Source organism: Mycobacterium sp. URHB0044 (assembly GCF_000620625.1).
GTDB lineage: Bacteria > Actinomycetota > Actinomycetes > Mycobacteriales > Mycobacteriaceae > Mycobacterium.
Genome location: NZ_JIAW01000004.1, coordinates 157,223 through 182,942, shown reverse-complemented (window position 1 = coordinate 182,942; position 25,720 = coordinate 157,223). Strand labels below are relative to the sequence as shown.

26 protein-coding genes are annotated in these 25,720 nt (G+C 66.1%); 15 read left to right on the top strand and 11 right to left on the bottom strand.

Features of this window, described 5'->3' with window-relative positions; translation table 11 throughout:
- Positions 1-2: 2 nt before the first annotated feature.
- The 4 genes from N536_RS0110155 to nrdE all read left to right on the top strand — a co-directional run bounded on the left by N536_RS0110155 (position 3) and on the right by nrdE (position 6,453).
- Entirely contained in the window at positions 3-3,152 is a 3,150-nt protein-coding gene (locus N536_RS0110155; protein WP_051574391.1) for an adenylate/guanylate cyclase domain-containing protein, read from the top strand.
- Positions 3,153-3,586: 434 nt separating this feature from the next.
- The gene (locus N536_RS0110150; RefSeq protein ID WP_029113505.1) at positions 3,587-3,829 is read left to right on the top strand and encodes a redoxin NrdH; all 243 of its coding nucleotides are present in this window, start codon (positions 3,587-3,589) and stop codon (positions 3,827-3,829) included.
- A 42-nt stretch (positions 3,830-3,871) separates the two neighbouring features.
- Positions 3,872-4,318 (top strand): class Ib ribonucleoside-diphosphate reductase assembly flavoprotein NrdI, encoded by a 447-nt coding sequence (gene nrdI / locus N536_RS0110145; protein ID WP_029113504.1) that lies wholly within the window; start codon positions 3,872-3,874, stop codon positions 4,316-4,318.
- Entirely contained in the window at positions 4,285-6,453 is a 2,169-nt protein-coding gene (gene nrdE, locus N536_RS0110140; protein ID WP_029113503.1) for a class 1b ribonucleoside-diphosphate reductase subunit alpha, read from the top strand. Before nrdI ends, nrdE begins: the two co-directional genes overlap by 34 nt.
- Before the next feature lie 10 nt (positions 6,454-6,463).
- Here the strand turns inward: nrdE and N536_RS0110135 are convergent, their stop codons facing one another.
- The gene (locus N536_RS0110135; protein ID WP_029113502.1) at positions 6,464-6,850 is read right to left on the bottom strand and encodes a DUF5997 family protein; all 387 of its coding nucleotides are present in this window, start codon (positions 6,848-6,850) and stop codon (positions 6,464-6,466) included.
- 41 nt (positions 6,851-6,891) lie between these two features.
- On the opposite strand from N536_RS0110135, the gene N536_RS0110130 reads away from it, so the two are divergent.
- The 4 genes from N536_RS0110130 (at position 6,892) to N536_RS0110115 (ending at position 9,543) form a co-directional block, all read left to right on the top strand.
- A complete protein-coding gene (locus N536_RS0110130; RefSeq protein WP_029113501.1) occupies positions 6,892-7,605 on the top strand; it encodes a LysR family substrate-binding domain-containing protein in 714 nt (237 codons plus the stop codon).
- Positions 7,606-7,705: 100 nt separating this feature from the next.
- Entirely contained in the window at positions 7,706-8,092 is a 387-nt protein-coding gene (locus N536_RS0110125; RefSeq protein ID WP_029113500.1) for a hypothetical protein, read from the top strand.
- Positions 8,093-8,125: 33 nt separating this feature from the next.
- Positions 8,126-8,623, top strand: a complete 498-nt coding sequence (locus N536_RS0110120; RefSeq protein WP_029113499.1) for a hypothetical protein — start codon at positions 8,126-8,128, stop codon at positions 8,621-8,623.
- A gap of 86 nt (positions 8,624-8,709) precedes the next feature.
- Entirely contained in the window at positions 8,710-9,543 is an 834-nt protein-coding gene (locus N536_RS0110115; RefSeq protein WP_029113498.1) for a GNAT family N-acetyltransferase, read from the top strand.
- 8 nt (positions 9,544-9,551) lie between these two features.
- Here the strand turns inward: N536_RS0110115 and N536_RS0110110 are convergent, their stop codons facing one another.
- A complete protein-coding gene (locus tag N536_RS0110110; RefSeq protein WP_155948537.1) occupies positions 9,552-9,947 on the bottom strand; it encodes a hypothetical protein in 396 nt (131 codons plus the stop codon).
- 425 nt (positions 9,948-10,372) lie between these two features.
- Here N536_RS0110110 and N536_RS0110105 point away from each other — a divergent pair, with 425 nt between their 5' ends.
- Both N536_RS0110105 and N536_RS42130 read left to right on the top strand, forming a co-directional pair.
- The gene (locus tag N536_RS0110105; protein WP_051574390.1) at positions 10,373-11,770 is read left to right on the top strand and encodes an OFA family MFS transporter; all 1,398 of its coding nucleotides are present in this window, start codon (positions 10,373-10,375) and stop codon (positions 11,768-11,770) included.
- A complete protein-coding gene (locus tag N536_RS42130) occupies positions 11,767-11,910 on the top strand; it encodes a hypothetical protein (RefSeq protein ID WP_155948536.1) in 144 nt (47 codons plus the stop codon). The genes N536_RS0110105 and N536_RS42130 overlap by 4 nt, the downstream gene beginning before the upstream one ends.
- Before the next feature lie 15 nt (positions 11,911-11,925).
- Here the strand turns inward: N536_RS42130 and N536_RS0110095 are convergent, their stop codons facing one another.
- On the bottom strand, positions 11,926-13,110 hold the full coding sequence (locus N536_RS0110095) for an NAD(P)/FAD-dependent oxidoreductase (RefSeq protein ID WP_029113495.1): 1,185 nt from the start codon (positions 13,108-13,110) through the stop codon (positions 11,926-11,928).
- Positions 13,111-13,264: 154 nt separating this feature from the next.
- Here N536_RS0110095 and N536_RS0110090 point away from each other — a divergent pair, with 154 nt between their 5' ends.
- The 3 genes from N536_RS0110090 to nrdF all read left to right on the top strand — a co-directional run bounded on the left by N536_RS0110090 (position 13,265) and on the right by nrdF (position 16,714).
- Positions 13,265-14,005: a TetR/AcrR family transcriptional regulator gene (locus N536_RS0110090; RefSeq protein WP_029113494.1), complete on the top strand. Its 741-nt coding sequence runs from the start codon at positions 13,265-13,267 to the stop codon at positions 14,003-14,005.
- Positions 14,006-14,101: 96 nt separating this feature from the next.
- Positions 14,102-15,607, top strand: a complete 1,506-nt coding sequence (locus N536_RS0110085) for an NAD(P)/FAD-dependent oxidoreductase (protein WP_029113493.1) — start codon at positions 14,102-14,104, stop codon at positions 15,605-15,607.
- 144 nt (positions 15,608-15,751) lie between these two features.
- A complete protein-coding gene (gene nrdF / locus N536_RS0110080; RefSeq protein ID WP_036435938.1) occupies positions 15,752-16,714 on the top strand; it encodes a class 1b ribonucleoside-diphosphate reductase subunit beta in 963 nt (320 codons plus the stop codon).
- 6 nt (positions 16,715-16,720) lie between these two features.
- Here nrdF and N536_RS0110075 read toward each other — a convergent pair whose 3' ends face one another.
- From N536_RS0110075 to N536_RS0110055, 5 genes are all read right to left on the bottom strand, one after another.
- Positions 16,721-17,779 carry a glucose 1-dehydrogenase gene (locus N536_RS0110075; RefSeq protein WP_029113491.1) on the bottom strand — a complete coding sequence of 353 codons (1,059 nt, stop codon included), beginning with the start codon at positions 17,777-17,779 and terminating at the stop codon, positions 16,721-16,723.
- Between the two features lie 79 nt (positions 17,780-17,858).
- Entirely contained in the window at positions 17,859-18,710 is an 852-nt protein-coding gene (locus N536_RS0110070; protein ID WP_029113490.1) for a class I SAM-dependent methyltransferase, read from the bottom strand.
- Positions 18,707-19,048 carry a glyoxalase/bleomycin resistance/extradiol dioxygenase family protein gene (locus N536_RS0110065; protein WP_029113489.1) on the bottom strand — a complete coding sequence of 114 codons (342 nt, stop codon included), beginning with the start codon at positions 19,046-19,048 and terminating at the stop codon, positions 18,707-18,709. Before N536_RS0110065 ends, N536_RS0110070 begins: the two co-directional genes overlap by 4 nt.
- Positions 19,048-19,203 carry a ribbon-helix-helix domain-containing protein gene (locus N536_RS0110060; RefSeq protein ID WP_029113488.1) on the bottom strand — a complete coding sequence of 52 codons (156 nt, stop codon included), beginning with the start codon at positions 19,201-19,203 and terminating at the stop codon, positions 19,048-19,050. The genes N536_RS0110065 and N536_RS0110060 overlap by 1 nt, the downstream gene beginning before the upstream one ends.
- A 213-nt stretch (positions 19,204-19,416) precedes the next feature.
- The gene (locus N536_RS0110055; protein ID WP_029113487.1) at positions 19,417-21,030 is read right to left on the bottom strand and encodes an APC family permease; all 1,614 of its coding nucleotides are present in this window, start codon (positions 21,028-21,030) and stop codon (positions 19,417-19,419) included.
- Between the two features lie 235 nt (positions 21,031-21,265).
- Between N536_RS0110055 and N536_RS0110050 the strand changes: the two genes are divergently transcribed.
- Complete coding sequence (locus N536_RS0110050) at positions 21,266-21,601, top strand: DUF3349 domain-containing protein (RefSeq protein ID WP_029113486.1); 336 nt, start codon at positions 21,266-21,268, stop codon at positions 21,599-21,601.
- 119 nt (positions 21,602-21,720) lie between these two features.
- On the opposite strand, the gene N536_RS0110045 is transcribed toward N536_RS0110050, so the two are convergent.
- The 3 genes from N536_RS0110045 to N536_RS0110035 form a co-directional block, all read right to left on the bottom strand.
- Positions 21,721-22,767, bottom strand: coding sequence for an NAD(P)-dependent alcohol dehydrogenase (locus tag N536_RS0110045; RefSeq protein ID WP_029113485.1), 1,047 nt, complete (start codon positions 22,765-22,767; stop codon positions 21,721-21,723).
- A gap of 141 nt (positions 22,768-22,908) precedes the next feature.
- Positions 22,909-23,184: a YciI family protein gene (locus N536_RS0110040; protein WP_029113484.1), complete on the bottom strand. Its 276-nt coding sequence runs from the start codon at positions 23,182-23,184 to the stop codon at positions 22,909-22,911.
- Positions 23,185-23,210: 26 nt separating this feature from the next.
- Positions 23,211-24,293, bottom strand: a complete 1,083-nt coding sequence (locus N536_RS0110035) for an iron-siderophore ABC transporter substrate-binding protein (protein ID WP_197040111.1) — start codon at positions 24,291-24,293, stop codon at positions 23,211-23,213.
- Positions 24,294-24,527: 234 nt separating this feature from the next.
- Here N536_RS0110035 and N536_RS37980 point away from each other — a divergent pair.
- Positions 24,528-25,720 (top strand): cbb3-type cytochrome c oxidase subunit I (locus N536_RS37980; protein WP_036435992.1); only part of this gene is annotated, 1,193 nt, incomplete at its 3' end.

The window sequence follows — 25,720 nt, the reverse complement described above, 5'->3', positions numbered from 1 at the left end:
CGATGAGCGTGGCGTGCGCGATATGCGGCACCGAACCACGCGAGGGTGCCAGGTTTTGCGATGCGTGCGGATCCGCGATCACCGCGCCGACCCAACCTCCGGAGTTCAAGCAGGTGACCGTCCTGTTCGCCGATGTGGTCCGGTCGATGGACATGGCTTCGGTGCTGGGCACGGAGCGGTTACGCGAGGTGATGAGCGAACTGCTCACCCGCTCGCGAGCCGTCGTCACCCGGTACGGCGGCACGGTGGACTTCACCGGTGACGGCATCATGGCGCTGTTCGGCGCGCCGATCGCTCTGGAAGATCACGCGATTCGCGGCTGCCTGGCGGCCCTGGAACTGCAGCAACAAGTGCAGTCCTTCGCCGCCGAACTGTGCCGACGTGACGCCGTCCAGCTGCAACTTCGGGTGGGACTCAACTCGGGAGAGGTAATAGCCGGCGAGATGGGTTCCGCCCCAGGCAGTTACACGGCCATCGGGGCCCACGTCGGAATGGCGCAGCGGATGGAGTCGGCTGCACCGCCAGGGGGAGTGATGCTGAGCGCGTCGACCGCCCGCCTCGTCGAGGGTGTCGTCGACATGACGGAATCCGAGATGGTGCGGATCAAGAATGTCACGGACCCGGTACCTGCCCGGCGTCTGTTGTCGGTGGCGCCGAAGGGGTCTCGGCTGCGGGCACAGTCGACACTCGTCGGCCGTGACCGCGAGGTGAATGCGCTACGCGACTCCATGGATGACGCGCTGCGCGGGAATGGGGCCGTGTTCGGGATAGTGGGCCCACCGGGCATCGGCAAGAGTCGCCTCGTTGCCGAACTCGTGTCGCTGAGTGGGCAGCGCGCTCTCGTCGCCTCCGCCTTCTGTGAAGCGCATGCCCGCAAAGTCCCCTTCCACGCCGCGACACGGCTGTTTCGCGACGTCACCGGGGTAACGGATCTGCCCGATCATCTCGCGCGTCAGCGGGTGCGTGCGCAATTGCCCGATGCCGACCACGAAAGCCTGTTGCTACTCGACGACCTGCTCGCCATCGGGGACCCCGACATCGAACCTCCCGCGATCGGTCCGGACGCGCGCCGGCGTCGACTGACGGCACTGCTGAAGACTGCCGCCGTCGCGCGTGCCGCACCCGCGCTGTACGTCGTCGAGGACGCCCATTGGATCGACGAGGCCAGCGAGTCGCTGATCGCTGAATTCCTCGGCGACATTCGGGAGACGCATGCCTTCGCGCTGGTCACCTATCGTCCCGAATACCACGGGAAGCTCTCCGAGCGCGCGGCCAAGAGTGTCGCGCTCGAGCCCCTCGCTGATTCGGAGGCCACGACGCTGATCGGCGAGCTACTCGGTGCAGACCCTTCGGTCGCGGTCGTCGGCTCGAAGATCGCCGAGCGTGCGGGCGGCAACCCGTTCTTCGCCGAGGAGTTGGTCCGCGATCTAGCTGAGCGTGGCGTTCTTCGGGGCCGGCCCGGGGAGTACGTACAGCGCGGGGACGCCGCCGATACCCATGTGCCTGCGACGCTGCAGGCGACCATCGGCGCACGCATCGACCGGCTCGGCACCGGCGCCAAGCGCACGCTGAACGCGGCTGCCGTGATCGGCGCGCGGTTCACCGATGGCCAACTCACCAGCTTGGTCGACCCGGTATGCACCGCCGAGTTGTTGGACGCCGACCTTATCGACGAGGTGACGTCGATCCCCGTCGCCGAGTACGCGTTTCGGCATCCACTGATCCGATCGGTCGCCTACGAATCACAATTGCGGTCCGCCCGCGCGGAGCTACATCAACGTCTCGCAGCAGCGATGCAGCGCGAGGGAACACCGGGGTCGCTGGACGAGAACGCCGCCCTGATCGCGATGCACGTCGAGGCGGCAGGGGATCTGCGGTCGGCCTTCGACTGGCACATGCGGGCGGGGACCTGGCTCACCTTGCGCAACATCGTCGCGGCGCGCACGAGCTGGCAACGCGCGCGGCAGGTGGCGGATCGGTTGCCCCCCGAGGACCCGGACCGGATGCGGATGCGGATCCAGTCGAGCACCTTGCTGTGCGGGAGCGCCTGGCTCGCCGGTTTGGGCTCAGCGGAAACCGGTTTCGAAGAACTGCGCCAACTGTGCGCCGAGGCCGGCGATCAGCGATCGGTCGCGATAGGGATGTCGGGCATGGTGATGGCGCTCGCCTTCCACAATCGTGCGCGGGATGCGTCCGAACTCGGCTCCGAACTGAGCGCGCTCGTCGAGCAACTCGACGACGACGAGCTGGCGTCCGCCGTGCTGACCGCCACCATGGCGGCGAAATGGGAGACCGGTGAAGTCACGGAGTTATGGCGATTGGCGCAGCGGGTCATCGACCTGACCGGTGGCGATCCGACCGCGGGAACCCTCTTCCTCGGCTCCCCGTTCTGCCTCTCCATCGCGATGCGGGGGGTCGCGCGCATGTCCCTGGGACGCCCGGGATGGAAGGCGGATCTCGATGAGGCCATCGCGGTCGCTCGCGCGCTCGACCCGTTGACGCAGATCGTCGCGACCCTGCACAAATATGCGCACATCGGGCTCGGTGCGGTGAAGGCCGACGGTCAAGCGCTTCGCGATACGGCCGAGTCGTTGGTCATCGCCGAGCAGTCCGGCGACGACTTCACGTTGTCGCACGCGCATCTGGCCCGCGGCATCGCCCTGGTCGCGCATGGGGGACCGGAACAAGAGGCTGGGCTGGAGCATCTTCGCCGCGCCCGTCGGGATGGTGTCGAAGGGCGCGGCAATGGGTCGATCGTGCAGATCGCCGACATTCAGCTCGCGAGGTGGCACCACGAGATCGGTGATCTCGATACCGCGGTCGCGCTGTCGGGTGCGGTACTCGACCGACTCTTCGATTGCGGGGCGATGCTGTGGCGCGGGCCCGCCACCACGGCGCTCGTCGAAGCCCTACTGGTCAGGAACGCACCCGGTGACGTGGGCGCGGCGCGTGCGGCGATCGAGCGTCTGGCCGCGGTGCCCACCGACCCGGGGTATGTCCTGCACGACCTGCCGCTGCTGCGCCTGCGAGCCCTGCTTGAGCGGGCCGGCGGCGATGAGCAGGCATACCGCGGCTTCGCCGCTGAGTATCGGGCGATGGCCGACGCGTGCGAGCTGGAAGGGCACCAAGCGATCGCGTCGTCCATGACATAGAGGGCAGGCGAGCCCATGAGCGCGGCTTTGCTGTCTGGCGGCAGGAATCGGGGGCTTGTCGGTGTCCGGTGGTAGACCGGTCGATACGGCGCGACACGACCGCGCCGGTGTGTTGCGACACGCCGGAAAGTCGGGTGGTGCGGAGCTTACGACCTGGGAATTCCATGAATGTCGTTCAGAACATCTTGTATCCGTATCGGATGTCGGCCACTAGGTGTAGTGTCTTGCTGACCGACAGGCCCCCGGGTTCGGGGGTCGGCCGGAGCTCCAAATCCGCTGGTGTCCGGTCCAGGACACGGCGGATTCGGAGCCTCGGTCGGCAGGAATTTCGAGGGTCCCGGTTCCGCTGAACATAGTGGAAATGCAGGAACCCCGATCAGTTGCCAGTCACGTCAAGTTCACGTCTTAGTTTCCGCAGAGGAGCCGTACCGCAGATGACCGTCACCGTGTACACCAAGCCCGCTTGCGTGCAGTGCAACGCCACCTACAAGGCGCTGGACAAGCAGGGCATCGCCTACGAGAAGGTCGACATCAGCCTGGACACCGAGGCGCGTGACTACGTCATGGCCCTTGGTTACCTGCAGGCGCCCGTCGTGGTCGCGGGGAACGAGCACTGGTCGGGCTTCCGGCCGGACCGGATCAAGTCGCTGTCCGGCGCGGTCGCAGTCACGGCCTAGCGGGTACTCGGCGGGTAGGAACGGGAGAGAAGGAGAACGGCGATGAGCGATCTCGTCTACTTCTCCAGCGTCTCGGAGAACACCCACCGCTTCGTGGAGAAGCTGGGCATGCCCGCCACCCGGATCCCGCTGCACGGGCGCATCGAGGTCGACCAGCCGTACGTGCTGGTCCTGCCGACTTACGGCGGCGGGCATGCCAACGGCCCCGATCCGGACGCCGGGGGATACGTCCCCAAGCAGGTCATCGCCTTTCTCAACAACGAACACAACCGGTCGCTGTTGCGCGGCGTCATCGCCGCCGGCAACACCAACTTCGGCGCCGAGTTCGGCTACGCGGGTGACGTGGTCTCCCGCAAGTGCTCCGTGCCCTACCTGTACCGCTTCGAACTGATGGGAACCGAGGACGACGTCAACGCCGTCCGCGCGGGTCTCGCAGACTTCTGGAAGGACCAGACGTGCCACCAACCGTCACAGCTGCAGAGCCTGTAACCACCGGCGCTCACGCGCTTCCGGGGGAAACGGACTACCACGCGCTGAACGCGATGCTGAATCTGTACGACGCCGACGGCAAGATTCAGTTCGACAAGGATCGCGAAGCCGCGAATCAGTACTTCCTGCAGCACGTCAACCAGAACACGGTGTTCTTCCACAATCAGGACGAGAAGCTCGACTACCTGGTCAAGGAGAACTACTACGAGCGCGAGGTGCTCGACCAGTATTCGCGCAACTTCGTGAAGTCCCTGCTGGACCGCGCGTACGCCAAGAAGTTCCGTTTCCCGACGTTCCTCGGCGCGTTCAAGTACTACACCTCCTACACGCTCAAGACGTTCGACGGCAAGCGCTACCTCGAGCGCTTCGAGGACCGTGTCGTGATGGTGTCGCTGACGCTCGCCGCCGGTGACACCGTGCTCGCCGAGAAGCTGGTCGACGAGATCATCGACGGCCGGTTCCAGCCGGCCACCCCGACGTTCCTCAACTCGGGCAAGAAGCAGCGCGGCGAGCCCGTCAGCTGCTTCCTGCTGCGCATCGAGGACAACATGGAGTCCATCGGCCGCTCCATCAACTCCGCGCTTCAGCTGTCCAAGCGCGGCGGCGGAGTCGCGTTGCTGCTGAGCAACATTCGCGAACACGGCGCGCCGATCAAGAACATCGAGAACCAGAGCTCGGGCGTCATCCCGATCATGAAGCTGCTCGAGGACTCGTTCTCCTACGCCAACCAGCTGGGTGCCAGGCAGGGTGCGGGCGCGGTCTATCTGCACGCCCACCATCCCGACATCTACCGGTTCCTCGACACCAAGCGCGAGAACGCCGACGAGAAGATCCGCATCAAGACGCTCTCGCTCGGCGTCGTGATTCCGGACATCACCTTCGAGCTGGCCAAGCGCAACGAGGATATGTACCTGTTCTCGCCGTACGACGTCGAGCGGGTGTACGGGCTGCCGTTCGCCGACATCTCGGTCACCGAGAAGTACTACGAGATGGTCGACGACGCGCGGATCCGCAAGACGAAGATCAAGGCGCGCGAGTTCTTCCAGACGCTGGCGGAGCTGCAGTTCGAGTCCGGCTACCCGTACATCATGTACGAGGACACGGTGAACCGGGCCAACCCGATCGAGGGCAAGATCACGCACAGCAACCTGTGCTCGGAGATCCTCCAGGTGTCGACGCCGTCGTTGTTCAACGAGGACCTGACCTACGCCAAGGTCGGCAAGGACATCTCGTGCAACCTCGGTTCGCTCAACATCGCCAAGGCGATGGACTCGCCGGACTTCGCCCAGACCATCGAGGTGTCGATCCGCGCGCTGACCGCCGTGAGCGATCAGACCCACATCTGGTCGGTGCCCTCGATCGAGCAGGGCAACAACGACTCTCACGCGATCGGCCTTGGCCAGATGAACCTGCACGGGTATCTGGCACGGGAGCGCATCCACTACGGCTCCGAAGAGGGCGTGGACTTCACCAACATTTACTTCTACACGGTGCTGTATCACGCGCTGCGGGCCAGCAACCGCATCGCGATCGAGCGGGGCACGCGCTTCGGCGGTTTCGAGCGCTCGAAGTACGCGTCCGGTGAGTTCTTCGACAAGTACACCGAGCAGGTGTGGGAGCCGAAGACCGAACGGGTGCGAGAACTGTTCGCCAACGCCGACATTCGCATTCCCACGCAAGAGGATTGGCAGCGGTTGAAGGAGTCGGTGCAGACGCACGGCATCTACAACCAGAACCTGCAGGCCGTTCCGCCGACGGGGTCGATCTCCTACATCAACCACTCGACCAGCTCGATCCACCCGGTCGCCAGCAAGATCGAGATCCGCAAGGAAGGCAAGATCGGTCGCGTCTACTACCCGGCGCCGTATCTGACCAACGACAACCTGGAGTACTACCAGGACGCGTACGAGATCGGCTACGAGAAGATCATCGACACCTACGCCGCGGCCACCCAGCACGTGGATCAGGGATTGAGCCTGACGCTGTTCTTCAAGGACACCGCCTCCACGCGCGACGTGAACAAGGCGCAGATCTACGCCTGGCGCAAGGGAATCAAGACGCTGTACTACATCCGCCTGCGCCAGATGGCGCTGGAGGGCACTGAGGTGGAGGGTTGCGTCAGCTGCATGTTATGAGCTGAGCTAATCAATTGTCGCGGGCCCTATCCTCGTGCAGCGCCTTCAGCCTTCGCTCCTCGCGCAGCACGCTTTGGTAGCTCTCGCGTTCGGCGACCAGCCACTCCGGCTTGTCCTCGAGCAGCGCGTTGATCTGCTCGGTGGTGAGCGCCTCCGTGATGCCGCCGCGCGCGAGACCGGCGATCGAGACGCCCAGCTTGGACGCCACCAAGTTCTTCGGATGCGGCCCGTTCTTGCGGAGGTCCTTGAGCCACTGCGGCGGATCCGATTGCAGTGCGGCGAGTTCGGAGCGGGTGATCGCGTTCTCCTGGAACTCCGCAGGCGTCGCCGGCAAGTACACGTCCAGCTTCTTCGCCGCCGTGGCGGGTTTCATGGACTGCGCGTTTGGCCTGGTCATGGCCACCAGCCTATCGGGCGGCCCATCGGTAGCCTGATGCGATGACCCCGCTCCGCCTCACCGTCGGGTACGTCCCTGGTGTGACGCCCGCGAAGTGGGCTCGGACCTGGGCCGAACGCCACCCCGAGGTGCCGCTGCGGTTGGATGCCGTCGCCGCCGCCGACGCGGCCGACGCGTTGCGGGACGGCACCATCGACGTGGCGCTACTCCGACCGCCGGTCGATCCGTCCGGACTGGCCGTCATCCCGCTCTACGAGGAGACGACTGTGGCGGTGGTGCCGACCGACCACGTCGTCGCAGCCGCCGACGAGATCACCGCCGCGGACCTCCACGGCGAGCCGATCCTCATTCCACTCGACGACGTCGTCGCCTGGGCAGCTACCCCCGGTGTCCCGGTGGATCACCGGCCCGAGACCACCAAGGACGCAACGGAACTCGTTGCATCTGGCATGGGCGTGCTCATCGTTCCGCAGTCGCTGGCGCGGCTGTATCACCGCAAGGACCTCACCTACCGCCCCATCACCGACGCGCCCAACTGCCCCGTGGCGCTCGCCGTCCCAGACGGGCAACAGCCGGAACTGGTCGAGGAATTCGTCGGAATCGTGCGCGGGCGCAAACCCAGTTCGTCGCGAGGGCGGTCCGAGCCGGCGCCGAAACGCACCGCACGGGAGAAGACTCTCGCGAAGCAGGCCGCCCGCGCCGCCGCGGGCAAGGTCGCCCGCAAGCCGGGCCGAGCCGCCCGCGGCAAGCGCTGACGTAGCCCTTCCACCTCGTCAATTTCCCGTCGGGAACACCGACCATCGGAGTAGCGTCCCGGCGAGATATCAGCGCGGGCCGGAGGATCGGAGACCACCAATGGGACTGTTCGACAAGGCGAAGAAGGCAGCAGCTCAAGCGCAGCAGGCATTCGCCCCGCCGACACAGCAGCAGGGTGACGGCATGGTGCACGTGCAGAACGCCGGACCCATCGACCCGGCCGTGCTGGGCGGGCCGTCGACCCGCTCGGTGGCCGCGGACGACGCGATCTGGGCGCCCATCAACGGCATATCGCTGCAGGACTACGCCGACCTCGCGCGCGAGGCGCAGGCCCGCGGCATCAACGACGAGGCCGGCATGATCACCCTCGCCCAGGAACGCGGGTGGAGCCCGGCCGACACGAAGGCGGCGCTCGACGGCTGGGTGCAACGGATGGGCCAGTCGATGGCCGTCGGACAACAGTTCCGCAAGTTCCTCGGCTACTGATCCGGGACTGACGGCTGATTCGGGTTGACGGCGATGCCCAACCCGTTCAAGGACTGGGCGCGGATGTACGGCGCCAACAAGCAGTACCTGGAATCGCAGGGACGCCCGTCGTCGTTCCTCGGCCAGATTGGCGACATCCCCAACCGGATTCACGAAGCGGCCGACGCCGGTGAGATCGGCATGAAGATGATGCGCCACGCGCAGCTGACCAACGGTGCGGGCCTGCGTGCGACCGTCACCATCGACGGCGTCTGGCAGGTCGGGTCGTATATGAACATGTCGCCAGTGCTGCGGATCCAGGGCAGGGTTCAGCGTGAAGACGGCACCCCGCTCTACGGGGCCGTCTTCGACGAAGTCGTGGCGCAGCTGCACGTGGCGCGGGCACAACCGGGTGCGACGATCGCGGTGTTCGTCGACCCGCAGAACCCCGTCGACATGGCGATCGACTGGATCCGCACCGGCCAAATCAGCCCGCCGCCACCCGGTTCCACACCGGGTCCTGGCGAGCCGGGAGCCCGCCCCGTTCGGTAACCGCGGTCGCGACCGACAACGTCGGCGGTTCGCAGCGCGCGGAAAATCAGTGGAATTTCGCGGCCGAGTTCGTCACGCTCGAAGACGTGGACGCCCAGCTGTACGACACCGCGACGGATTTCGGACCCGTCGCGCGATGGGTCTATCGCCGAGATCCGGTGCTGTTCACCTGCGAACTCACGGTCCTGCGTGCGGCGAAGGGAGCAGAAGATCCGATTCTGCTGTCCGTCACCGACTGTGACGGTTCGGTGGGTGCGGCGGTGCAGATGCCGGGGGAGACGTTGCTGGTGAGCGGATTACCGCCGGCGATGGCGAAGGTCGCGGCAGCAGAGGTGGCGACCGTACGCTCGGCGCTGCCGGGAGTGCGGGGAACCCCTTCGAACGCAACGGCTTTCGCCGACGCATGGTCAGGCGTCACCGGCGTCGAGGCCGTGAGGTCGTGCGAGGAGACGTTGTACCGCCTCGACGAACTCAGTCCGCGGGACAACGTCGTCGGAGTGCCACGGCTTGCCGGTCCGCGCGATGCCGAACTGCTCGTCTGGTGGTTCGACGCGTTCTTCGTCGAGGCATTCGGTGCCGCGTCGAATCCGTTGGCCAGCCGTGAGCTCCTTCGTACCGTCTACGACAGCGACGGTGAAGTGGTGTTGTGGACGGTGAACGGTGCGCCCGTCGCCATGGCGCGGGTGCACGCGCCCGCCGCTGGAACGTCACGCATCGGACCGGTTTATACCCCGCCCGAGAGCAGGGGCCGCGGATGCGGCGCGGCTGTCACCGCGGCGGCGGTCCGCCACGCCCACCGACGCGGCGCCCGGGAGGTCGTGCTGTTCGCCGACGTCGCGAACGCGACATCCAACCGGATCTACCGGCGGCTGGGCTTCGTTCGCGTGGCCGAGAACGTGCAGTACGCGTTCACGGCCTGACAGGTGCGCTAGCGGACCGACGCGACGGACACGGAGGGAAGCCGCGTCGGCGCGGGCTTCTTCGTCGGCTCGGTCCAAATGGGTTCGGCCGTCGCCACTTCCGGCAGCGAGCCGGCACGCGACGGGCGAAGCGGCGTCGCGGCCTCCTCGTCGTCGGGAGTGGTGACCGGTCCGATGGCGCACGCTTGATGGTTCGGTCCCTCGTCCAGGGACCCGCCGTAGAAGACGCAGCACACCGCGAAGCCCTCGCTGTCGGGGTGATCCTTCACGCACTCGTTGAAGCCCGCTTCGTCGCCGATCTGTCCGATCGGTTGGGCGTTGGCGGTCGTGGCGAGTCCGACGGCCAGTCCGGCGGTCAGCGCAGCAGCCGCCAGGTATCGGCGCATCAGTCGAGTAGTGGTCATGGTCGTTTCGCTTTCGTGGATGGGCGGTGATGCGTCCAAGCGTCCGGCGATCCGGTGAAAGTCATAACGGGGCGGACGCCCCCGGTGGGCAGCGTCGGCTACGGGTTGGCGCGGTCGATCGGACTAGGGGCGTAGGGGATCGCGTTGCCGTGACAGCGGGTGCATGTGCCCACGGCGCACTCGTTGCTAGTTGGCCTCGTGCGTGCACCCGTCGCCGAAAGGCTTGTGCATGACCGGGTTTCGCCTGTTTGCTCGACGCGGAAATTCGACGGGTGTCAACGCAGCGTTCTATATGAAACGTTTCAAAACGGTCGGATTTTCGCTAGTGTCCCTCGCGGAAATCGCTTCATGCCCGGCCACGCGCCGGCTACGGAGTAACGCTCGCGGTGGCAGCACGGGCGTCGTCAGACAACGAGAGGCAAAGGATGCCATCAGTGCCCACCCCGCTGACCGCCGCGCCGTTCTTCAGCCGTGAACGCATCGTCGCGCCGCCCGGCTGGAATCGATGGCTGGTGCCACCGGCGGCGCTGTCGATTCATCTGTCGGTCGGCGCCGCGTACTCGTGGAGCGTGTTCAAGAAGCCGATCGAGGGGGCGCTCCACATCTCCGGCACGCTCAGCGCCCTGCCGTTCACCATCGGGATCGTCATGCTGGGGCTCTCCGCGGCATGCTTCGGAACCTGGGTGGACCGCAACGGTCCGCGGATGGCGATGTTCGCGGCGATGTGCTGCTTCAGCGGCGGATGGCTGGTCGGTGCCGTGGGCCTTGCCACGCATCAGTACTGGCTCGTGTTGCTCGGCTATGGCGTGCTTGGCGGGATCGGTTGGGGGATCGGTTACATCTCACCGGTTTCCACGCTCATGAAATGGTTCCCCGACAAGCCGGGAATGGCGACCGGGCTGGCGATCATGGGCTTCGGCGGCGGTGCGCTGATCGCGTCACCGTGGTCCACGGCGATGCTCAAGGCGTTCGGCTCTCAGCCCACCGGCATCGCCAAGACCTTCCTCGTGCACGGCCTCGTGTACGCGGTGTTCATGTCGTTGGGCTGGCTTCTGGTCCGGGTGCCCCGGGCGGACTGGCGGCCGAACGGCTGGACTCCTCCGCCGGTGCAGGCGGGTTCGATCGTCACCGGCGGTCAGGTTTCGGCGGGGAATGCGGTCAAGACCCCGCAGTTCTGGCTGCTCTGGGTGGTGTTGTGCTTCAACGTGACCGCTGGCATCGGCATCCTGGAAAAGGCCTCGCCCATCTACCAGGACTACTTCCCGGCCGCGGGAGCGGCGGCGGGAGCATTGGCCGCTGCGGCGGCCGGCTACGTGGCGATGCTCTCGCTGGGCAACATGCTCGGGCGCATCGGCTGGTCCAGCCTGTCGGACGTGATCGGCCGCAAGAACGCCTACAGGCTCTACCTGGGCGTCGGCGCGCTGCTCTATCTGACGATCACCGTGCTGCAGAACTCCAACAAGGTGATCTTCCTGGTCGCGACCATCGTCATCCTGTCGTTCTACGGCGCCGGATTCGCCACCGTGCCGGCCTACCTGCGCGACCTCTTCGGCACGTTCCAGGTAGGCGCCATCCACGGCCGGCTGCTTACCGCGTGGTCGGCAGCGGGGATTCTTGGCCCGATCATCGTCAACTCGGTCGCCGACCACCAAGCGGCGCTGGGCAAGAGCGGCCCGGCGCTGTACACGCTGTCGTTCTCGATCATGATCGCCCTGCTCGTCGTCGCGCTGGTGTGCAACGAGCTGATCCGGCCGGTCTCGTCGAAATGGCATGAGCGCGAACCCGATTCATCCAAGCTGGTACCGCAGGAGGCAACCCGGTGACCGATTCGTCCGTGGAATACCACGAATACGCACCAACTGTCCCGAAGGGCTACATCGCGCTCGCGTGGCTCTGGGTCGCAGCGCCTTTCGGGTACGGCGCCTACCAGCTGCTACTCAAGGTCGGCCAGCTGTTCGGCTAGGGCTGCGAGCGGACGCTACTTCACCTTGTGCTGCGGGCCCTGCTCCTTCTTGTACAGCGCCTTGAGCATGCGGTCGCGGAAGTGTGCGTTGTCGAGCAGCTTGATGCCCGCGTTGGCGATGCGCGGCTGACCGAGCAACTTGTGGAAGTAGCGGCCGCGCTTGTACTCCCGCCCCCACGCCGCTTCCATCCGCTGCGCGTAGTTCGTGAAGTCGTCGGGACCGCCGTTCTGCAACGCCGCGATCGCGCATTCGCCTGCAGCCAAACCGGATTCGAGTGCCTTGGAGATGCCCGCACCCGATGCCGGCTTCCCCGCCCCCAGCGAGTCGCCGGTGAACAGGACGCCAGGGCGCCAGGGCGGCCACGCGGTGAAGCCCATCGGCAGCCGCCAGGCACGGACGCTCTTGTTCTTCTTCAGATCCTCGATGGCGGGCAGCTCCCAGTCCCGCGGCAGCGTCCGCAGGAACTCGCCGAGGAACTGGGTGGCGTTGATCGACTGCCAGTTCTTGTAGCTGTTGACGTAACCCAGCCCGATGTTGAAGACGCCGTTGCCCATCGGGAAGACCCAGCCGTAGCCGGGCAGCTGATCGCCCTGGAACGCCAACTTCAGGTAGATGTCCAGGCTGTCGGAGTCCGCCCGATTGGCATGCATCTCGGAACGGATCGCGATGGCCGAATAGCCGTTGTACTCGGAATCGATCTTCAGCGCCCGCTTGATGGGGGAGTACGCGCCATCGGCGGCAATGACCGCGTCGCCGTAGACCTTCTCGCCACCCTTGAGCGTCACGCCGATGACGCGACCGTTCGCGTCGAACTCGGGGCCCGCCACCTCGGCGGACTGGCGCACCTCGGCGCCGGCCGACTCGGCGTGCTTGAGCAGCAGGGTGTCCAGTTCGGTGCGGCTGACGGTGTGGCCGTGATCGGGCATGCCCGGGCGCTTCGGGAACGACAGCTCCCACGCGCTGGGACTGAACACCGTCACGCGGTTGACCCGGTGGAACTTCGAGACCTCCTCGGCAAGTCCCATCTTCTGCAGGTAGCTCACCGCGCGCGCCGTCAGACCGTCACCGCACGGCTTGTCGCGGGGGAATTCGGCCTTGTCCAGCACCACTACCTTGGCGCCGGTCTGCGCCGCCTGCCATGCCGCGGCCGAGCCGGAAGGGCCGCCGCCGGCAATGACGAGGTCGTATCGCTGGGTCATCTGTTCCGTCTCGTGTCGCTGGGCTGTTCGGGCCAATATTACCCGGGCGTCGAAACCCGGCGGGACGAGGACGGCGACGCGCGAAGTGCAGGGCCACACCACGATGCGGCGCGGTCTTGGCAGGTCAGGCGGCCCCAGCCGGTACAGTGGGTGGGTGCGCAGACCGTCCATCCCCAGACCGGGTACCCAGCCCGGCGTGAAGGTCGACGCGCGCAGCGAGCGGTGGCGCGAGCACCGCAAGAAGGTGCGCTCCGAGATCGTCGACGCGGCGTTCCGCGCGATCGACCGGCTCGGGCCCGAGTTGAGCCTGCGCGAGATCGCCGAGGAGGCCGGGACGGCCAAGCCGAAGATCTACCGGCACTTCACCGACAAGTCGGACCTGTTCCAGGCAATCGGTGAGCGGTTGCGAGACATCCTGTGGGCCGCCATCTTCCCCACGATCGACCTGTCGTCCGACCCCGCCCGCGAGGTGATCCGGCGCAGCGTCGAGCAGTACGTGCTCCTGGTCGATCAGCATCCCAACGTGTGCCGCTTCCTCATCCAGGGGCGCTTCGCCGAGCAGAGCGAGTCGACCATGCGGGCCCTCAACGAGGGCCGCGAGATCACGCTGGCGATGGCCAGCATGTTCAGCAACGAGTTGCGTGAGATGGAGCTCGACGGGGCGGCGATCGAGCTGGCGGCGTTCACCACGTACGGATCGGCGGCAGCGGCGACGGACTGGTGGCTCGGGCCCAACGTCGACAGCCCGCGGCGGATGCCGCCCGACGAGTTCATCGCGCACATGACCACGATCATGTTGGGCGCGATCCACGGCACCTGTGAGTTGCTCGGTATCAAGATCGACCCGGATCTGCCGCTGCACGAAGGCGTCAGCCGGCGCGAATCCGTCGCCTGACCTGCCCGAATGCCCGGGGCGTTGACACGTTTGGCGCCTGACGGGACACTGGCGGAATACCCGGTACCGGCGTTCCCATGAAAGGACACCGTCCCCATGACCGTTGCCGAGCAGGCCGACGAAACTGCAGTCCGCACTGACGCCGTGCACACCCGAGCGCTCATCATCGGGACGGGCTTCTCCGGCCTGGGCATGGCGATCGCGTTGCAGCGCCAAGGCGTCGACTTCCTCCTGCTGGAGAAGGCCGACGAGATCGGCGGCACGTGGCGGGACAACACCTATCCGGGGTGCGCGTGTGACATCCCGTCGCACATGTACTCGTTCTCGTTCGAACCGAAGGCGGACTGGCGGCACATGTGGTCGTTCCAGCCGGAGATCTTCGACTACCTCAAGGGCGTCGCGGACAAGTACGGCCTGCGCCGCTATGTGCGGTTCAACTCGCACGTCGAACGCGCGCACTGGGACGACGACGAACAAAGTTGGCACGTCTTCACGGACGCGGGGAAGGAGTACGTCGCGCAGTTCCTCGTCTCGGGGGCGGGCGGGCTGCACATCCCGCTGATCCCCGACATCGAGGGCATCGACGAATTCCGCGGTGCCGCATTCCATTCCGCGCAGTGGAATCACGACGTGGATCTCACCGGCAAGCGCGTGGCAGTGATCGGCACCGGCGCCAGCGCCATCCAGATCGTGCCGGCGATCGTCGAGGACGTCGCCGAGCTGCACGTCTACCAGCGCACGCCTGCGTGGGTGATGCCGCGGCCCAACAACGCCTTTCCGGAGTGGATGCGGCGGATGTTCGCGACGGTGCCGGGCACGCGGGCGTTGATGCGCGACGGAATCTACTGGATTCACGAAGCAGTCGGCTTCGCCATGACGCGGGAACCCAGACTGCTGAAGATCGGCGAGCTGATGGGCCGGTGGAACATCCGGCGCAGCGTCAAGGACCGCGAACTGCGGCGCAAGCTGACACCGAACTACCGCGCCGGCTGCAAGCGAATCCTGAACTCCGACACCTACTACGGCGCGATCGCCGATCCCAGGACCCAGGTGATCACCGAGGGCATCGCGCGCATGACGCCGGACGGCATCGTCACCACCGACGGACGCGAGCACCCGGTCGACGTCGTGGTGTTCGCCACCGGATTCCACGTCACCGACTCCTACACCTACGTCGACATCAAGGGCTCCAACGGCGAAGACCTGGTGGACCGGTGGAACCGCGAGGGCATTCAGGCGCACCGCGGCATCGCCGTCGCCGGCATGCCCAACCTGTTCTTCCTGCTGGGTCCCAACACCGCGCTGGGCCACAACTCGGTGGTGTTCATGATCGAGTCGCAGATCCGCTACGTCGCCAAGGCGATCGCCGCCGTCGACAAGTCCGGGGCTCGCGCGCTGGCTCCGACCCGCCGCGCCCAGGACGAGTTCAACGCCGAGCTGCAGGGCGATCTCGCCACCACGGTGTGGAACACCGGTGGTTGCCGGAGCTGGTACCTCGACGACCACGGCGTCAACCGCACGTTGTGGAGCGGGATGACGTGGCAGTACTGGCTGGCGACACGCCGGTTCCGACGGTCGGAGTACGAGTTCACGAGGCGGTGAGACGACTTTGAGGGACGACACGCGACACAAGTGGTTGTGTTGGCCCTCGATGTCTGACACCAGGGGTAGTGTCGCCTTCTACCGGCCGGGTCGGTCTGGCAAATACACTTCCGCAGGTGAAATGAGGTTCGGGTGTCCGACGGAATGAAGCTGATAGACCGCGTATCGGCCATCAACTGGAACCGCGTGCAGGACGAGAAGGACGCCGAGGTCTGGGACCGGCTGACCGGCAATTTCTGGTTGCCAGAGAAGGTTCCGGTGTCCAACGACATCCCGTCCTGGGGCACGCTGAGCGCCCATGAGAAGCAGCTCACCATGCGTGTGTTCACCGGCCTGACGCTGCTGGACACCATCCAGGGCACCGTCGGCGCGGTGAGCCTGATTCCGGACGCGCTCACCCCGCACGAAGAGGCGGTGTACACCAACATCGCGTTCATGGAGTCGGTGCACGCCCGTAGCTACAGCAACATCTTCTCGACGCTGTGCTCGACCGCCGAGATCGACGATGCCTTCCGCTGGTCCGAGGAGAACCAGAACCTGCAGCGCAAGGCCGAGATCGTCATGCAGTACTACCACGGCAACGAGCCGCTGAAGCGCAAGGTCGCGTCCACGCTGTTGGAGAGCTTCCTGTTCTACTCGGGCTTCTACCTGCCGATGTACTGGAGCAGCCGCGCCAAGCTGACCAACACCGCCGACATGATCCGGTTGATCATCCGCGACGAGGCCGTGCACGGCTACTACATCGGCTACAAGTACCAACGCGGCCTGGCCCTGCAGGACGAAGCCACCAAGAACGAGCTCAAGGACTACACCTACGAACTGCTCTTCGAGCTGTACGACAACGAGGTGGAGTACACGCAGGATCTCTACGACAGCGTCGGCCTCACCGAGGACGTCAAGAAGTTCTTGCGCTACAACGCGAACAAGGCGCTGATGAACCTCGGTTACGAGGCGTTGTTCCCGCGCGACGAGACCGACGTCAACCCGGCGATCCTGTCGGCGCTGAGCCCCAACGCCGACGAGAACCACGACTTCTTCTCGGGGTCGGGGTCGAGCTACGTGATCGGCAAGGCCGTCAACACCACCGACGAGGACTGGGACTTCTAGCGCGGGTTACGCCGAGTCGGCCAGGGAGATCACGACTTTGACGTCGTCGTCGGCGGCGTCGAACGCGTCGTCGAAGTCATCGAGAGGCACCCGGCGGGTGATCAGCCGTTCCAGCCAACCGATGTCCGCGTCGGCAAGGGCCTCGGCTGCTTGGCGATAGTGCCGTAGGTTCGCGTTGACCGAACCGACCACGACGTCGTTTTCCAGGACGATCTCACGGTTGATGCTGCCGGCGTCGACGTGAAGTGTGCGCCCCGTCGGCGACACGCCGGTCAGGCAGACGATGCCGTACGAGCTGGTGTTGGCCATGGCGGCGAACACCAACTCGCCAACGCCGGTGGCTTCGATCACCACGTCGGGCTGGAGCTTCGAGGCGACGTCATCCATCGACTCGTGGTGGTACGTCGCACCGAGGGACTCCACCAACTCGGGCTTCGGCCCGTCGGTCACCCGGTCCAGGACATGGACTTCCAGGCCCTGCTGGGATCCGAGCAGTGCTGCGAGCAGACCGATCGGTCCGGCGCCGGTGACCAGCACGCGGTGGGGTTCGAACCAGGCGCGTTGCCCGACTCGTCGCACTTCATCCCATGCCTTGGCCACTACGGTGGTCGGTTCCATCAACATCCCGACGCGGCGCAGACGGGGGTCGAGCTTGACCGCGTAGTCCTCCTCGACACACCACATCTCGCTGCCGTATCCGTCGATCTCCTTGATGCCCCGCTCGGTGTAGCGGCCATTTCGGCACATGTCGAACTCACCGCGGGCGCAGGCCCCGCACGGCACCGGGTCGGGGCGGCGGACGACACCGACCACCAGGTCACCCTTCGAGTAGTCGCTGCCCTGCGGAGCTTCGACGACACGCCCGAGTGATTCGTGGCCCAGGATCAGCCGGTCTCGATGTGGAGGCGCCCAACCATATTCGCCCCGCACGATCTCCTTGTCGGTGCCGCAGACACCGATGGCCAGCCCGGCCACCAAGAGTTCTCCGGCAGCGGGTTCGGGGTCGGGGCACTCATCGATTCGAAGCGAACCGGTACGGCCCGGCTCGACAGTCAATGCACGCATGACGTTGGCCTACCCGGCTATTGCTGCGGCACACGCGCCCGATGAACTTCACAGCAATCGGTCAGGTCGTCGGCACCCGTCAGGTCGTCGCCACCAACAGCTCTTCGGTGGTGAACGGCTTCAGGCCGTCGCTGCGACCGGCGAAGTAACGCTGCGTGTAGTCGGCCGCCGTCACGTGTCGGGCGGTCGCGAAACCGGCGTCGCGGGCCATCGCCAGGATGTCGTCGGGTGCGTAGTAGCTGATGAACGGCGTCCCCGAGGCACGGGCGGCGGCGTCGGTCGCCCGAAGCATGTCCTGCTCCTCGGGTTCGACGAGCTCGAGCGGCTTCATGAACGTCATCGCGCACGTGGAACCCGGTGCCAGTTGGGCGCTTTGGCGCAGCGTCGCCATCGTCGCCTCCCTGGTGAGGTACATGGACACGCCGAGCGACGAGACGACGGCCGGCTGCGTCGCGTCGAACCCGTTGGCCAGCAAGCCGTCCCACCAAGATGTGGTCTCGAAGTCGACGGGCACCAACCGCAGCCACGGCGGGACGCCGAGGCCGAGTTCTTCAAGGCGGTGCCGCTTCCATTCCTGTGGGCCCGGCTGGTCTACTTCGAATACCGTGATCTCCGAGGCGATTTCGGGCCTGCGCTGTGCGAACGTGTCCAGCCCTGCGCCAAGCAGGACGTACTGTCCGACCCCGCCGGCAGCCTGTTCGACGACCAAGTCCTCGATGAAGCGGGCGCGCGCGACGATCGACGCGCGGACACCCGGCGTGGCGTACTCGTTCATGTCGGGCCGCTGGCGCCACTCGTCGCCGGGTGCTGCGAGCTGCAGGCCGATCCGGTCCTCGATCACGTGCGGCGGCGCGTCGACTTCCAGGTGCAGCGCCCGCCACAGGGCGGTGCGGACGGCAGTGCTGTCGGGTGTTGCTGTCGTCTGGCTCATTTCGCCGGTGCCTGCAGCATCCACTCTCGGCCGTCGGGGTCGCGGACAGTCATGAGCTTCGTGCCCCAATGGGTGTCCTCCCACTCACCGACCACCTCGACGGAGGCATCGAGTTCGAAGGCGTCCGCATCGGCGACGGCCAGCACGATGTGCCGTCGAGTCGGCTCGCTCTCCGGGATCTCGGAGATGAACAGGGACGGGCTGTCGCCGCGACGCAGCTGACCGGAGTTGTGGTCGGTCGCGAATTCGATTTCGTAGCCCAGCCCCTGAAAGAACTTGGCCGCCTTGCCCCAGTTGTGGGTTTCCAGGAACACGGCTTCGATGCCGTCGGTGCTCATCAGTCCTCCTTCGTCGGGCTGTCCAGGTATGCGCGCAGCGCATCGGCGACGAGCGCGGACAGCGACGTCTCGGTTTCGATGGCGTGATGCTTCACCTGCCGGATCAGGCTGAGCGGCAGGTAGACGTTGAACTGCTTGACGTCCTCATCGCTCACGGAAGCCAGGCTAGCATGCTAGCAAGCTAGGAGCGAGCGCTTTTTGGACGAACGCAACGAAACACTCTCCGAGAGCGCGGCATGGTCTGGTGCCGCGGCGAATGTGCGCCTGACGAGATTTGAGCCGCGAGTTCCTCGTCAGATGCACACTCGCGCAACGCAAAGACCCCCGTCACGCCGGTGGGCGTGCGGGGGCCGTTGCGTCAGTGCGCGTCAGGCCGGGGGAGCGGTCTCCTCCGCGCGCTCGTGCGCGTCCTCCATGACGGTGCGCCCGATCTCGGCGTACAGGGCCGGTTTGGCGGTACGCATCCACACCGCGTACGCCAGCCCGATCACGAAGACCGCAAGGATCATGTAGGGCGCAACCTTGAACACGTCCGACTTGGCTGCGAGTCCCGCGGCGAACTCGCGGTTGTCCCACAGCAGCCACACCACGTACAGCATCGCCACGCCACCGATCAGGGGGCAGATCAGCGTGGTGATCACATTGCCGCGGTGCGTCTTTCGTACCCAGAAGAACCAGATGACGGCCGCCGAGCAGATCGCCTGCACCAGCAGGATCGCCGCGGTGCCGATCAACGCCAGCAGTCCGTAGATGTTGACGTAGGGCACCAGTGCCGGCGTGTCGACGGGAACACCGTCGGCATCGGGGACCTGCACGGCGGTGAAGACCGCGAAGGCCAGCACGATCACCAGCGTGATGACGCTCTGGATCGTCGACGCGATCCACGGCGAACCGTGCACCGGGTGGGTGCCGCCGACCGTGGCCTTGATCTTGTCCGACGGCACTTCGCGCCCGAGCGCGAACAGGTAGCGGGACGCGGCGTTGTGGAACGCCAGGGCACAGGCGAACGAGCCAATCACCAGCAGGGCCTTGTAGACGTCGAGCAGGACACCGCCCAGTTTCGCGTCGACGAGGCCGAAGAACAGGTCGAGCGGCGAGGCGCTGATCGATGCCTCGACGGACGTCTTCGCGCCGTTGCCCGCGATCACCATCGCCGAGATGAACGTGTAGAAGAGGCCGAGTCCGACGACCGCGATGATGGTCGCCCTCGGGATGATCTTCTTCGGGTTGCGGGACTCTTCGCCGTACACGGCCGTGGTCTCGAAGCCGACCCAGGACCAGAAGGCGAAGAACAGGCCGATGGCCATGGATCCCGCTGCGGCCGCCGTGCCGAACGCGCCTGCGGGCAGGCCCTCGAACGCGTTGTTGATCAGCACGGTCTGATTCAGCATGAAGCCGTCGGGCCCGCCGCCGGAGAAGATCACCGAGAACGCGAGCGCGAACAGGATCAGGACCTCGGCGGTGAGCGTGACCCCGAGGATGGCCGCGGTGAGGCTGATGTCGAAGTAGCACAACGCGGCGATGGCCACGATGGCGAAGACGGCGATCGCCAGCCAGGGGATGTTGACGTTGAAGATGGTGTTCAGGGCGTCATTCGCGAAGTAGGCGCAACCGCCGATGAGCGAGCCCTCGAACACCACGTAGGCGAACGTGGCCAGCATGCCGCTGGCCATGCCCCAGGTCTGGCCGAGCCCGTGCGAGATGAAGCCGTAGAAGGCGCCCGTCGTCGTGATGTGTCGCGCCATCGCCACGTAGCCGAGGGCGAACAGGGTCAAGATGACCGTCGCGAACAGGAATCCGGCGGGGGCGCCGAGTCCGTTGCCAAATCCGACGGCGATGGGCACGTTGCCCGTCATCGCCGTGATCGGCGCGGCATTGGCGACGGCCATGAAGATGACCGCGACGATGCCGATGGACCCCTTCTTGAGGCCGGTGGTCGGCGCAGCCGACTTGTCGTCGGTCGTTGCGGATTCGGTGGTCACGCAGGCCTCCTGGCTCGGATCCGAGTGTGAATATGGCCCGCGACACTGCAGTCCGTCGATGAGCGTCGCACCCCGGCGGGCACTCGACAACTCGAGGAGCGATATTTCCCGATGATTGACAGCGAACCTTCGCTCAGAAGGGCGCGATTACGGTGCCTGAACGGCTGGTGAATGGCCGGAGAACTGTCCGGCGTCGTGGTGGCGGTGGCATCGGGCACCCGTGAGACTTGGCGGCGTGACCAACACCTCGCTTCTGGGTTCCATCCTGAACTGGCTTCGCGCCGGTTATCCCGAGGGCGTTCCCGGCCCGGATCGCGTTCCGCTGCTGGCGCTGCTGCGCGCCACTCCCTTGACCGAAGACCAGATCAAGGACATCGTCCGCAACATCACCGCGGACGGCTCGGCCGCCCTCGTCGACGGCGCGATCGGCGCCGACGAGATCGAGGCGTTCATCTCCGACGTCACCCATTACGACGCGGGCAGCGAGAACGTCCAGCGCGTGGCGGCCAAGCTGGCCGCGGCAGGGTGGCCGCTGGCCGGCGTGGACAACGCCACCGCCGCATCCGGCTAGCCAAACGGGCAGAGCCCAAAACGCCGCAGAGCCCAAAACGCCGCCGAAACTGCTGTGAGATCGCGGAAGAGCTGAAATCCGTGATCTGACAGCAGTTTCGGCGGCGTTGTCGAGGGTTCTTACAGGGTCGAGGTGTCGATGACGAAGCGGTACCGGACGTCACTCGCCAGCACGCGCTCGTAGGCCTCGTTGACGTAGTCGGCCGAGATGATCTCGATCTCGGGGGTCACGTCGTGCGCGGCGCAGAAGTCGAGCATCTCCTGGGTTTCGGGGATGCCGCCGATCATCGAACCGGCCAGGCTGCGGCGGTACGCGCCCAGCGGGAAGAACGGCACCTCCATGGGCTTCTCCGGCGCACCCACCTCGACGAGCGTGCCGTCGGTGGCCAGCAGGTTCAGGTAGGCGCCCAGGTCCAGGTTGGCGGACACGGTGTTGACGATCAGGTCGAACGTCCCTGCCAGCTTGGTGAACGTGTCGGGGTCGCTCGTGGCGTAGTACTCGTTGGCGCCGAGCCGCAGCCCATCCTCCATCTTCTTGAGCGACTGGCTGAGGACGGTCACGTCGGCGCCCATCGCGTGGGCGATCTTGACGCCCATGTGGCCGAGGCCGCCGAGGCCGATGATGGCGACCTTCTTGCCCGGACCCGCGCCCCAGTGGTGCAGCGGCGAGTACAGGGTGATGCCTGCGCAGAGCAGGGGAGCGGCCTTCTCCAGCGGGATGCTGTCGGGGATGCGCAGCACGTAGTTCTCGTCGACGACGATCGCCTGGCTGTAGCCGCCGTAGGTGGGGGTGCCGTCGCGCTCGGTGGCGTTGTAGGTGCCGACCATTCCGGTGTCGGTGCAGTACTGCTGCAGCCCGGCCTTGCAGTTGTCGCACTCGCGACAGGAGTCGACGAAGCAGCCGACGCCGACGTGGTCGCCGACCTTGTACTTGGTGACCTCCGAGCCGACCTCGGTGACGACACCGGCGATCTCGTGGCCTGCGACGACGGGGTAGTTGGGAACGCCCCACTCGCCCTTGACGGTGTGGATGTCGGAGTGGCAGATGCCGGCGAACTTGATGTCGAATGCCACGTCGTGAGGGCCGACGTCACGGCGCTCGATCGTGGTCTTGGTCAGGGGCGCGGTGGCCGACGTGGCGGCGATCGCGGAAACGGTCTTGGTCATGGATGTAGCCCTCTTTGCTTGTCTCGGCGTCTTCGTACACATGGAGTTGGCGAAGCCAACTGAATCGGGCGCAACGCTGCGGCCCTGAGCAGTGCCAACCGTGGACGACGCCGGATTAGTCCCGGCACCGATGATTCAAGGTTAGAGACCCGGCGCCCGGACCGCACCGTTGAACGGCACGACGTCGTAGCGGGCGATCCCGGCCACGGTGTACGGATCGCGGTCCACGATGTCTTGAACCACGGCGGTGTCGATGTCCGCGGTGACGAGCACGCCACCCACCCCGGACTCCTGCCGCCCGGCGAGCAGCAGTCGGCCCGCAGCGACTTCCTCCTCGAGGAAGGCCAGATGAGCGGGGCGAGTCTGTCCGATCACGTCGGGCGGTTGCAGATAGGTGGACGTCAGCACGTGGAACACGTTTCGAACACTAGTTGATCCGCGCCCTAGTTGATCGGTGCGTTGAGCCAGCGCAGGTCGTCGAGGATGCCCCGCGCCGCGACGATGCCCTCGCCGGTCTGCCAGATCTCGTCGTTCACCGCGAACACGCGGTTGTCCCGCGTCGCGGACAACTTGCGCCAGGCGTCGCTGCCCAGAACGGTGGCCGCACGCTCCTTGGCTGCCGGCGAGTCGAACGACACGTAGACGATGTCGCCGTCGGCGGCGGAGAAGTCCGGCGAGTTCTCGAGGTCCTCGTCCGTGGTGCCGATCTCGACGTAGGGCTTGTCGGTAAACCGTTGCGCTGCAGGACGATCCACGCCGACGGTGGCGAGCACGCTGCCGGGGAAGTCGTCGACGCCGTACACGCGCATGGTGGTCTCGGTCAGTCGGACCACCGATGCCTGGAAGTGGGTGGCGTCGTTCTGCACACCCGTCTTCTCGGCGTCGGAGACGAATCCGTCGACCAGTCGGTTGGCGGCGTCGACGCGGCCGGTCGCCGCGCCCACCGTGCGCAAGGTGTCCTGCCACGCCGCGCCACCGGGACCGGTGAAGACCGTCGGCGCGATGGCCGACAGTGGCCCGTATTCCTGCGGCGTGAGCGATTGCGAACCGAGGATCAACTCGGGTGCGGCGGACCTGATGGCGGTCAGGTCGGGGGCCGTGCGGCTGCCCACACCAGGGAGGTCGTGCACGACGGTGCCCAGATAGGACGGCTGACTGGACGAACCATCCGGTAGCGCGGCGGCCACGACACGGGATTGCAGGCCCAAGGCGCACAGCGCATCGAGCTGGTCACCGGACAGCACCACGATGCGCTGTGGATCGGCGGGCACCTCGGTGTTGCCTGCAGCGTGGCGTACCTCACGGGTGGGCGGTCCCTCGTCGAGCGGGGCCGGGTCGGGGGCGCACGAGTCGTCCGGTCGACGCTGGTTGCCGAGCACACCGGCCCCTGCGATTCGGGTGGTGCTGGTGATCAGCGGGTTCGTGGTGGACTGTTGCGCTGGGGTGCCGCCGAGGCTGTCACAGCCACTGACCAGCGTCACCGAAACCGCGGTGGCCAGCGACGCCGCCGCGGCGACCAATCCCATCCGCGGTGTGAAGAACGGCACGCGGCCGACGGTATCAACTCCGCCATCCCCACGCTGCGGCGCTCCGACGAATCGTGCCCGTTTCCTCCTGGTCAGGCGCCGTCCGCCGTAAGGCGCGATTCGAATACGACGGTTTGTAGGACCCGGGCCGCCGCCGTCGGTTTTGGGGGATAGGATTCACCAAGAGCACACGGGGAACGTGGGACTGGACCCGTCGAACTTTTGGAGGATCTGTTGGTAGCCGAAGCGCCCCCAATCGGAGAACTCGAGGCCCGGCGTCCGTTCCCGGCCCGGCTCGGCCCCAAGGGCAACCTGATCTACAAGCTGGTGACCACCACCGATCACAAGCTGATCGGCATCATGTACTGCGTCGCCTGCTTCATGTTCTTCTTCATCGGCGGGCTGATGGCGCTGTTCATGCGCACCGAGCTCGCGTTGCCCGGCCTGCAGTTCCTGAGCAACGAGCAGTTCAACCAGCTGTTCACCATGCACGGCACGGTGATGCTGCTGTTCTACGCGACGCCCATCGTGTTCGGCTTCGCCAACCTGGTGCTGCCGCTGCAGATCGGCGCGCCCGACGTGGCGTTCCCCCGGCTGAATGCGTTCTCGTTCTGGCTGTTCCTGTTCGGCGCGTTGATCGCGATCGCCGGCTTCATCACCCCCGGTGGCGCGGCCGACTTCGGCTGGACCGCCTACTCGCCGCTGACCGACGCCATCCACTCGCCGGGTGCTGGCGGTGACCTCTGGATCATGGGCCTCGCCGTCGGTGGTCTCGGCACCATCCTCGGTGGCGTCAACATGATCACCACCGTGGTCTGCATGCGCGCGCCGGGCATGACGATGTTCCGGATGCCGATCTTCACCTGGAACATCCTGGTGACGTCGATCCTGGTGCTGCTGGCGTTCCCGCTGCTGACCGCCGCGCTGTTCGGCCTGGCCGCCGACCGCCACCTCGGCGCGCACATCTACGACCCCGCCAACGGCGGAGTGTTGTTGTGGCAGCACCTGTTCTGGTTCTTCGGCCACCCCGAGGTCTACATCATCGCGTTGCCGTTCTTCGGCATCGTGAGCGAGATCTTCCCGGTGTTCAGCCGCAAGCCGATCTTCGGCTACACCACGCTGATCTACGCCACCCTGGCCATCGCCGCGCTGTCGGTGGCGGTGTGGGCACACCACATGTACGCCACGGGCGCCGTGCTGCTGCCGTTCTTCAGCTTCATGACGTTCCTGATCGCGGTTCCAACGGGCATCAAGTTCTTCAACTGGATCGGCACGATGTGGAAGGGCCAGTTGACGTTCGAGACACCAATGTTGTTCTCGGTGGGCTTCCTGGTCACCTTCCTGCTCGGTGGCCTGTCGGGTGTGTTGCTGGCCAGCCCGCCGATCGACTTCCACGTCACCGACTCGTACTTCGTCGTGGCGCACTT

Bases quoted from the DNA above. Each gene is read 5' to 3' on its own strand.
- N536_RS0110155 (WP_051574391.1), top strand. From the start codon at position 3: ATGAGCGTGGCGTGCGCGATATGCGGCACCGAACCACGCGAGGGTGCC.
- N536_RS0110150 (WP_029113505.1), top strand. From the start codon at position 3,587: ATGACCGTCACCGTGTACACCAAGCCCGCTTGCGTGCAGTGCAACGCC.
- nrdI (WP_029113504.1), top strand. From the start codon at position 3,872: ATGAGCGATCTCGTCTACTTCTCCAGCGTCTCGGAGAACACCCACCGC.
- N536_RS0110135 (WP_029113502.1), bottom strand. From the start codon at position 6,850: ATGACCAGGCCAAACGCGCAGTCCATGAAACCCGCCACGGCGGCGAAG.
- N536_RS0110130 (WP_029113501.1), top strand. From the start codon at position 6,892: ATGACCCCGCTCCGCCTCACCGTCGGGTACGTCCCTGGTGTGACGCCC.
- N536_RS0110125 (WP_029113500.1), top strand. From the start codon at position 7,706: ATGGGACTGTTCGACAAGGCGAAGAAGGCAGCAGCTCAAGCGCAGCAG.
- N536_RS0110120 (WP_029113499.1), top strand. From the start codon at position 8,126: ATGCCCAACCCGTTCAAGGACTGGGCGCGGATGTACGGCGCCAACAAG.
- N536_RS0110110 (WP_155948537.1), bottom strand. From the start codon at position 9,947: ATGACCACTACTCGACTGATGCGCCGATACCTGGCGGCTGCTGCGCTG.
- N536_RS0110105 (WP_051574390.1), top strand. From the start codon at position 10,373: ATGCCATCAGTGCCCACCCCGCTGACCGCCGCGCCGTTCTTCAGCCGT.
- N536_RS0110095 (WP_029113495.1), bottom strand. From the start codon at position 13,110: ATGACCCAGCGATACGACCTCGTCATTGCCGGCGGCGGCCCTTCCGGC.
- N536_RS0110085 (WP_029113493.1), top strand. From the start codon at position 14,102: ATGACCGTTGCCGAGCAGGCCGACGAAACTGCAGTCCGCACTGACGCC.
- nrdF (WP_036435938.1), top strand. From the start codon at position 15,752: ATGAAGCTGATAGACCGCGTATCGGCCATCAACTGGAACCGCGTGCAG.
- N536_RS0110075 (WP_029113491.1), bottom strand. From the start codon at position 17,779: ATGCGTGCATTGACTGTCGAGCCGGGCCGTACCGGTTCGCTTCGAATC.
- N536_RS0110070 (WP_029113490.1), bottom strand. From the start codon at position 18,710: ATGAGCCAGACGACAGCAACACCCGACAGCACTGCCGTCCGCACCGCC.
- N536_RS0110065 (WP_029113489.1), bottom strand. From the start codon at position 19,048: ATGAGCACCGACGGCATCGAAGCCGTGTTCCTGGAAACCCACAACTGG.
- N536_RS0110045 (WP_029113485.1), bottom strand. From the start codon at position 22,767: ATGACCAAGACCGTTTCCGCGATCGCCGCCACGTCGGCCACCGCGCCC.
- N536_RS0110035 (WP_197040111.1), bottom strand. From the start codon at position 24,293: ATGGGATTGGTCGCCGCGGCGGCGTCGCTGGCCACCGCGGTTTCGGTG.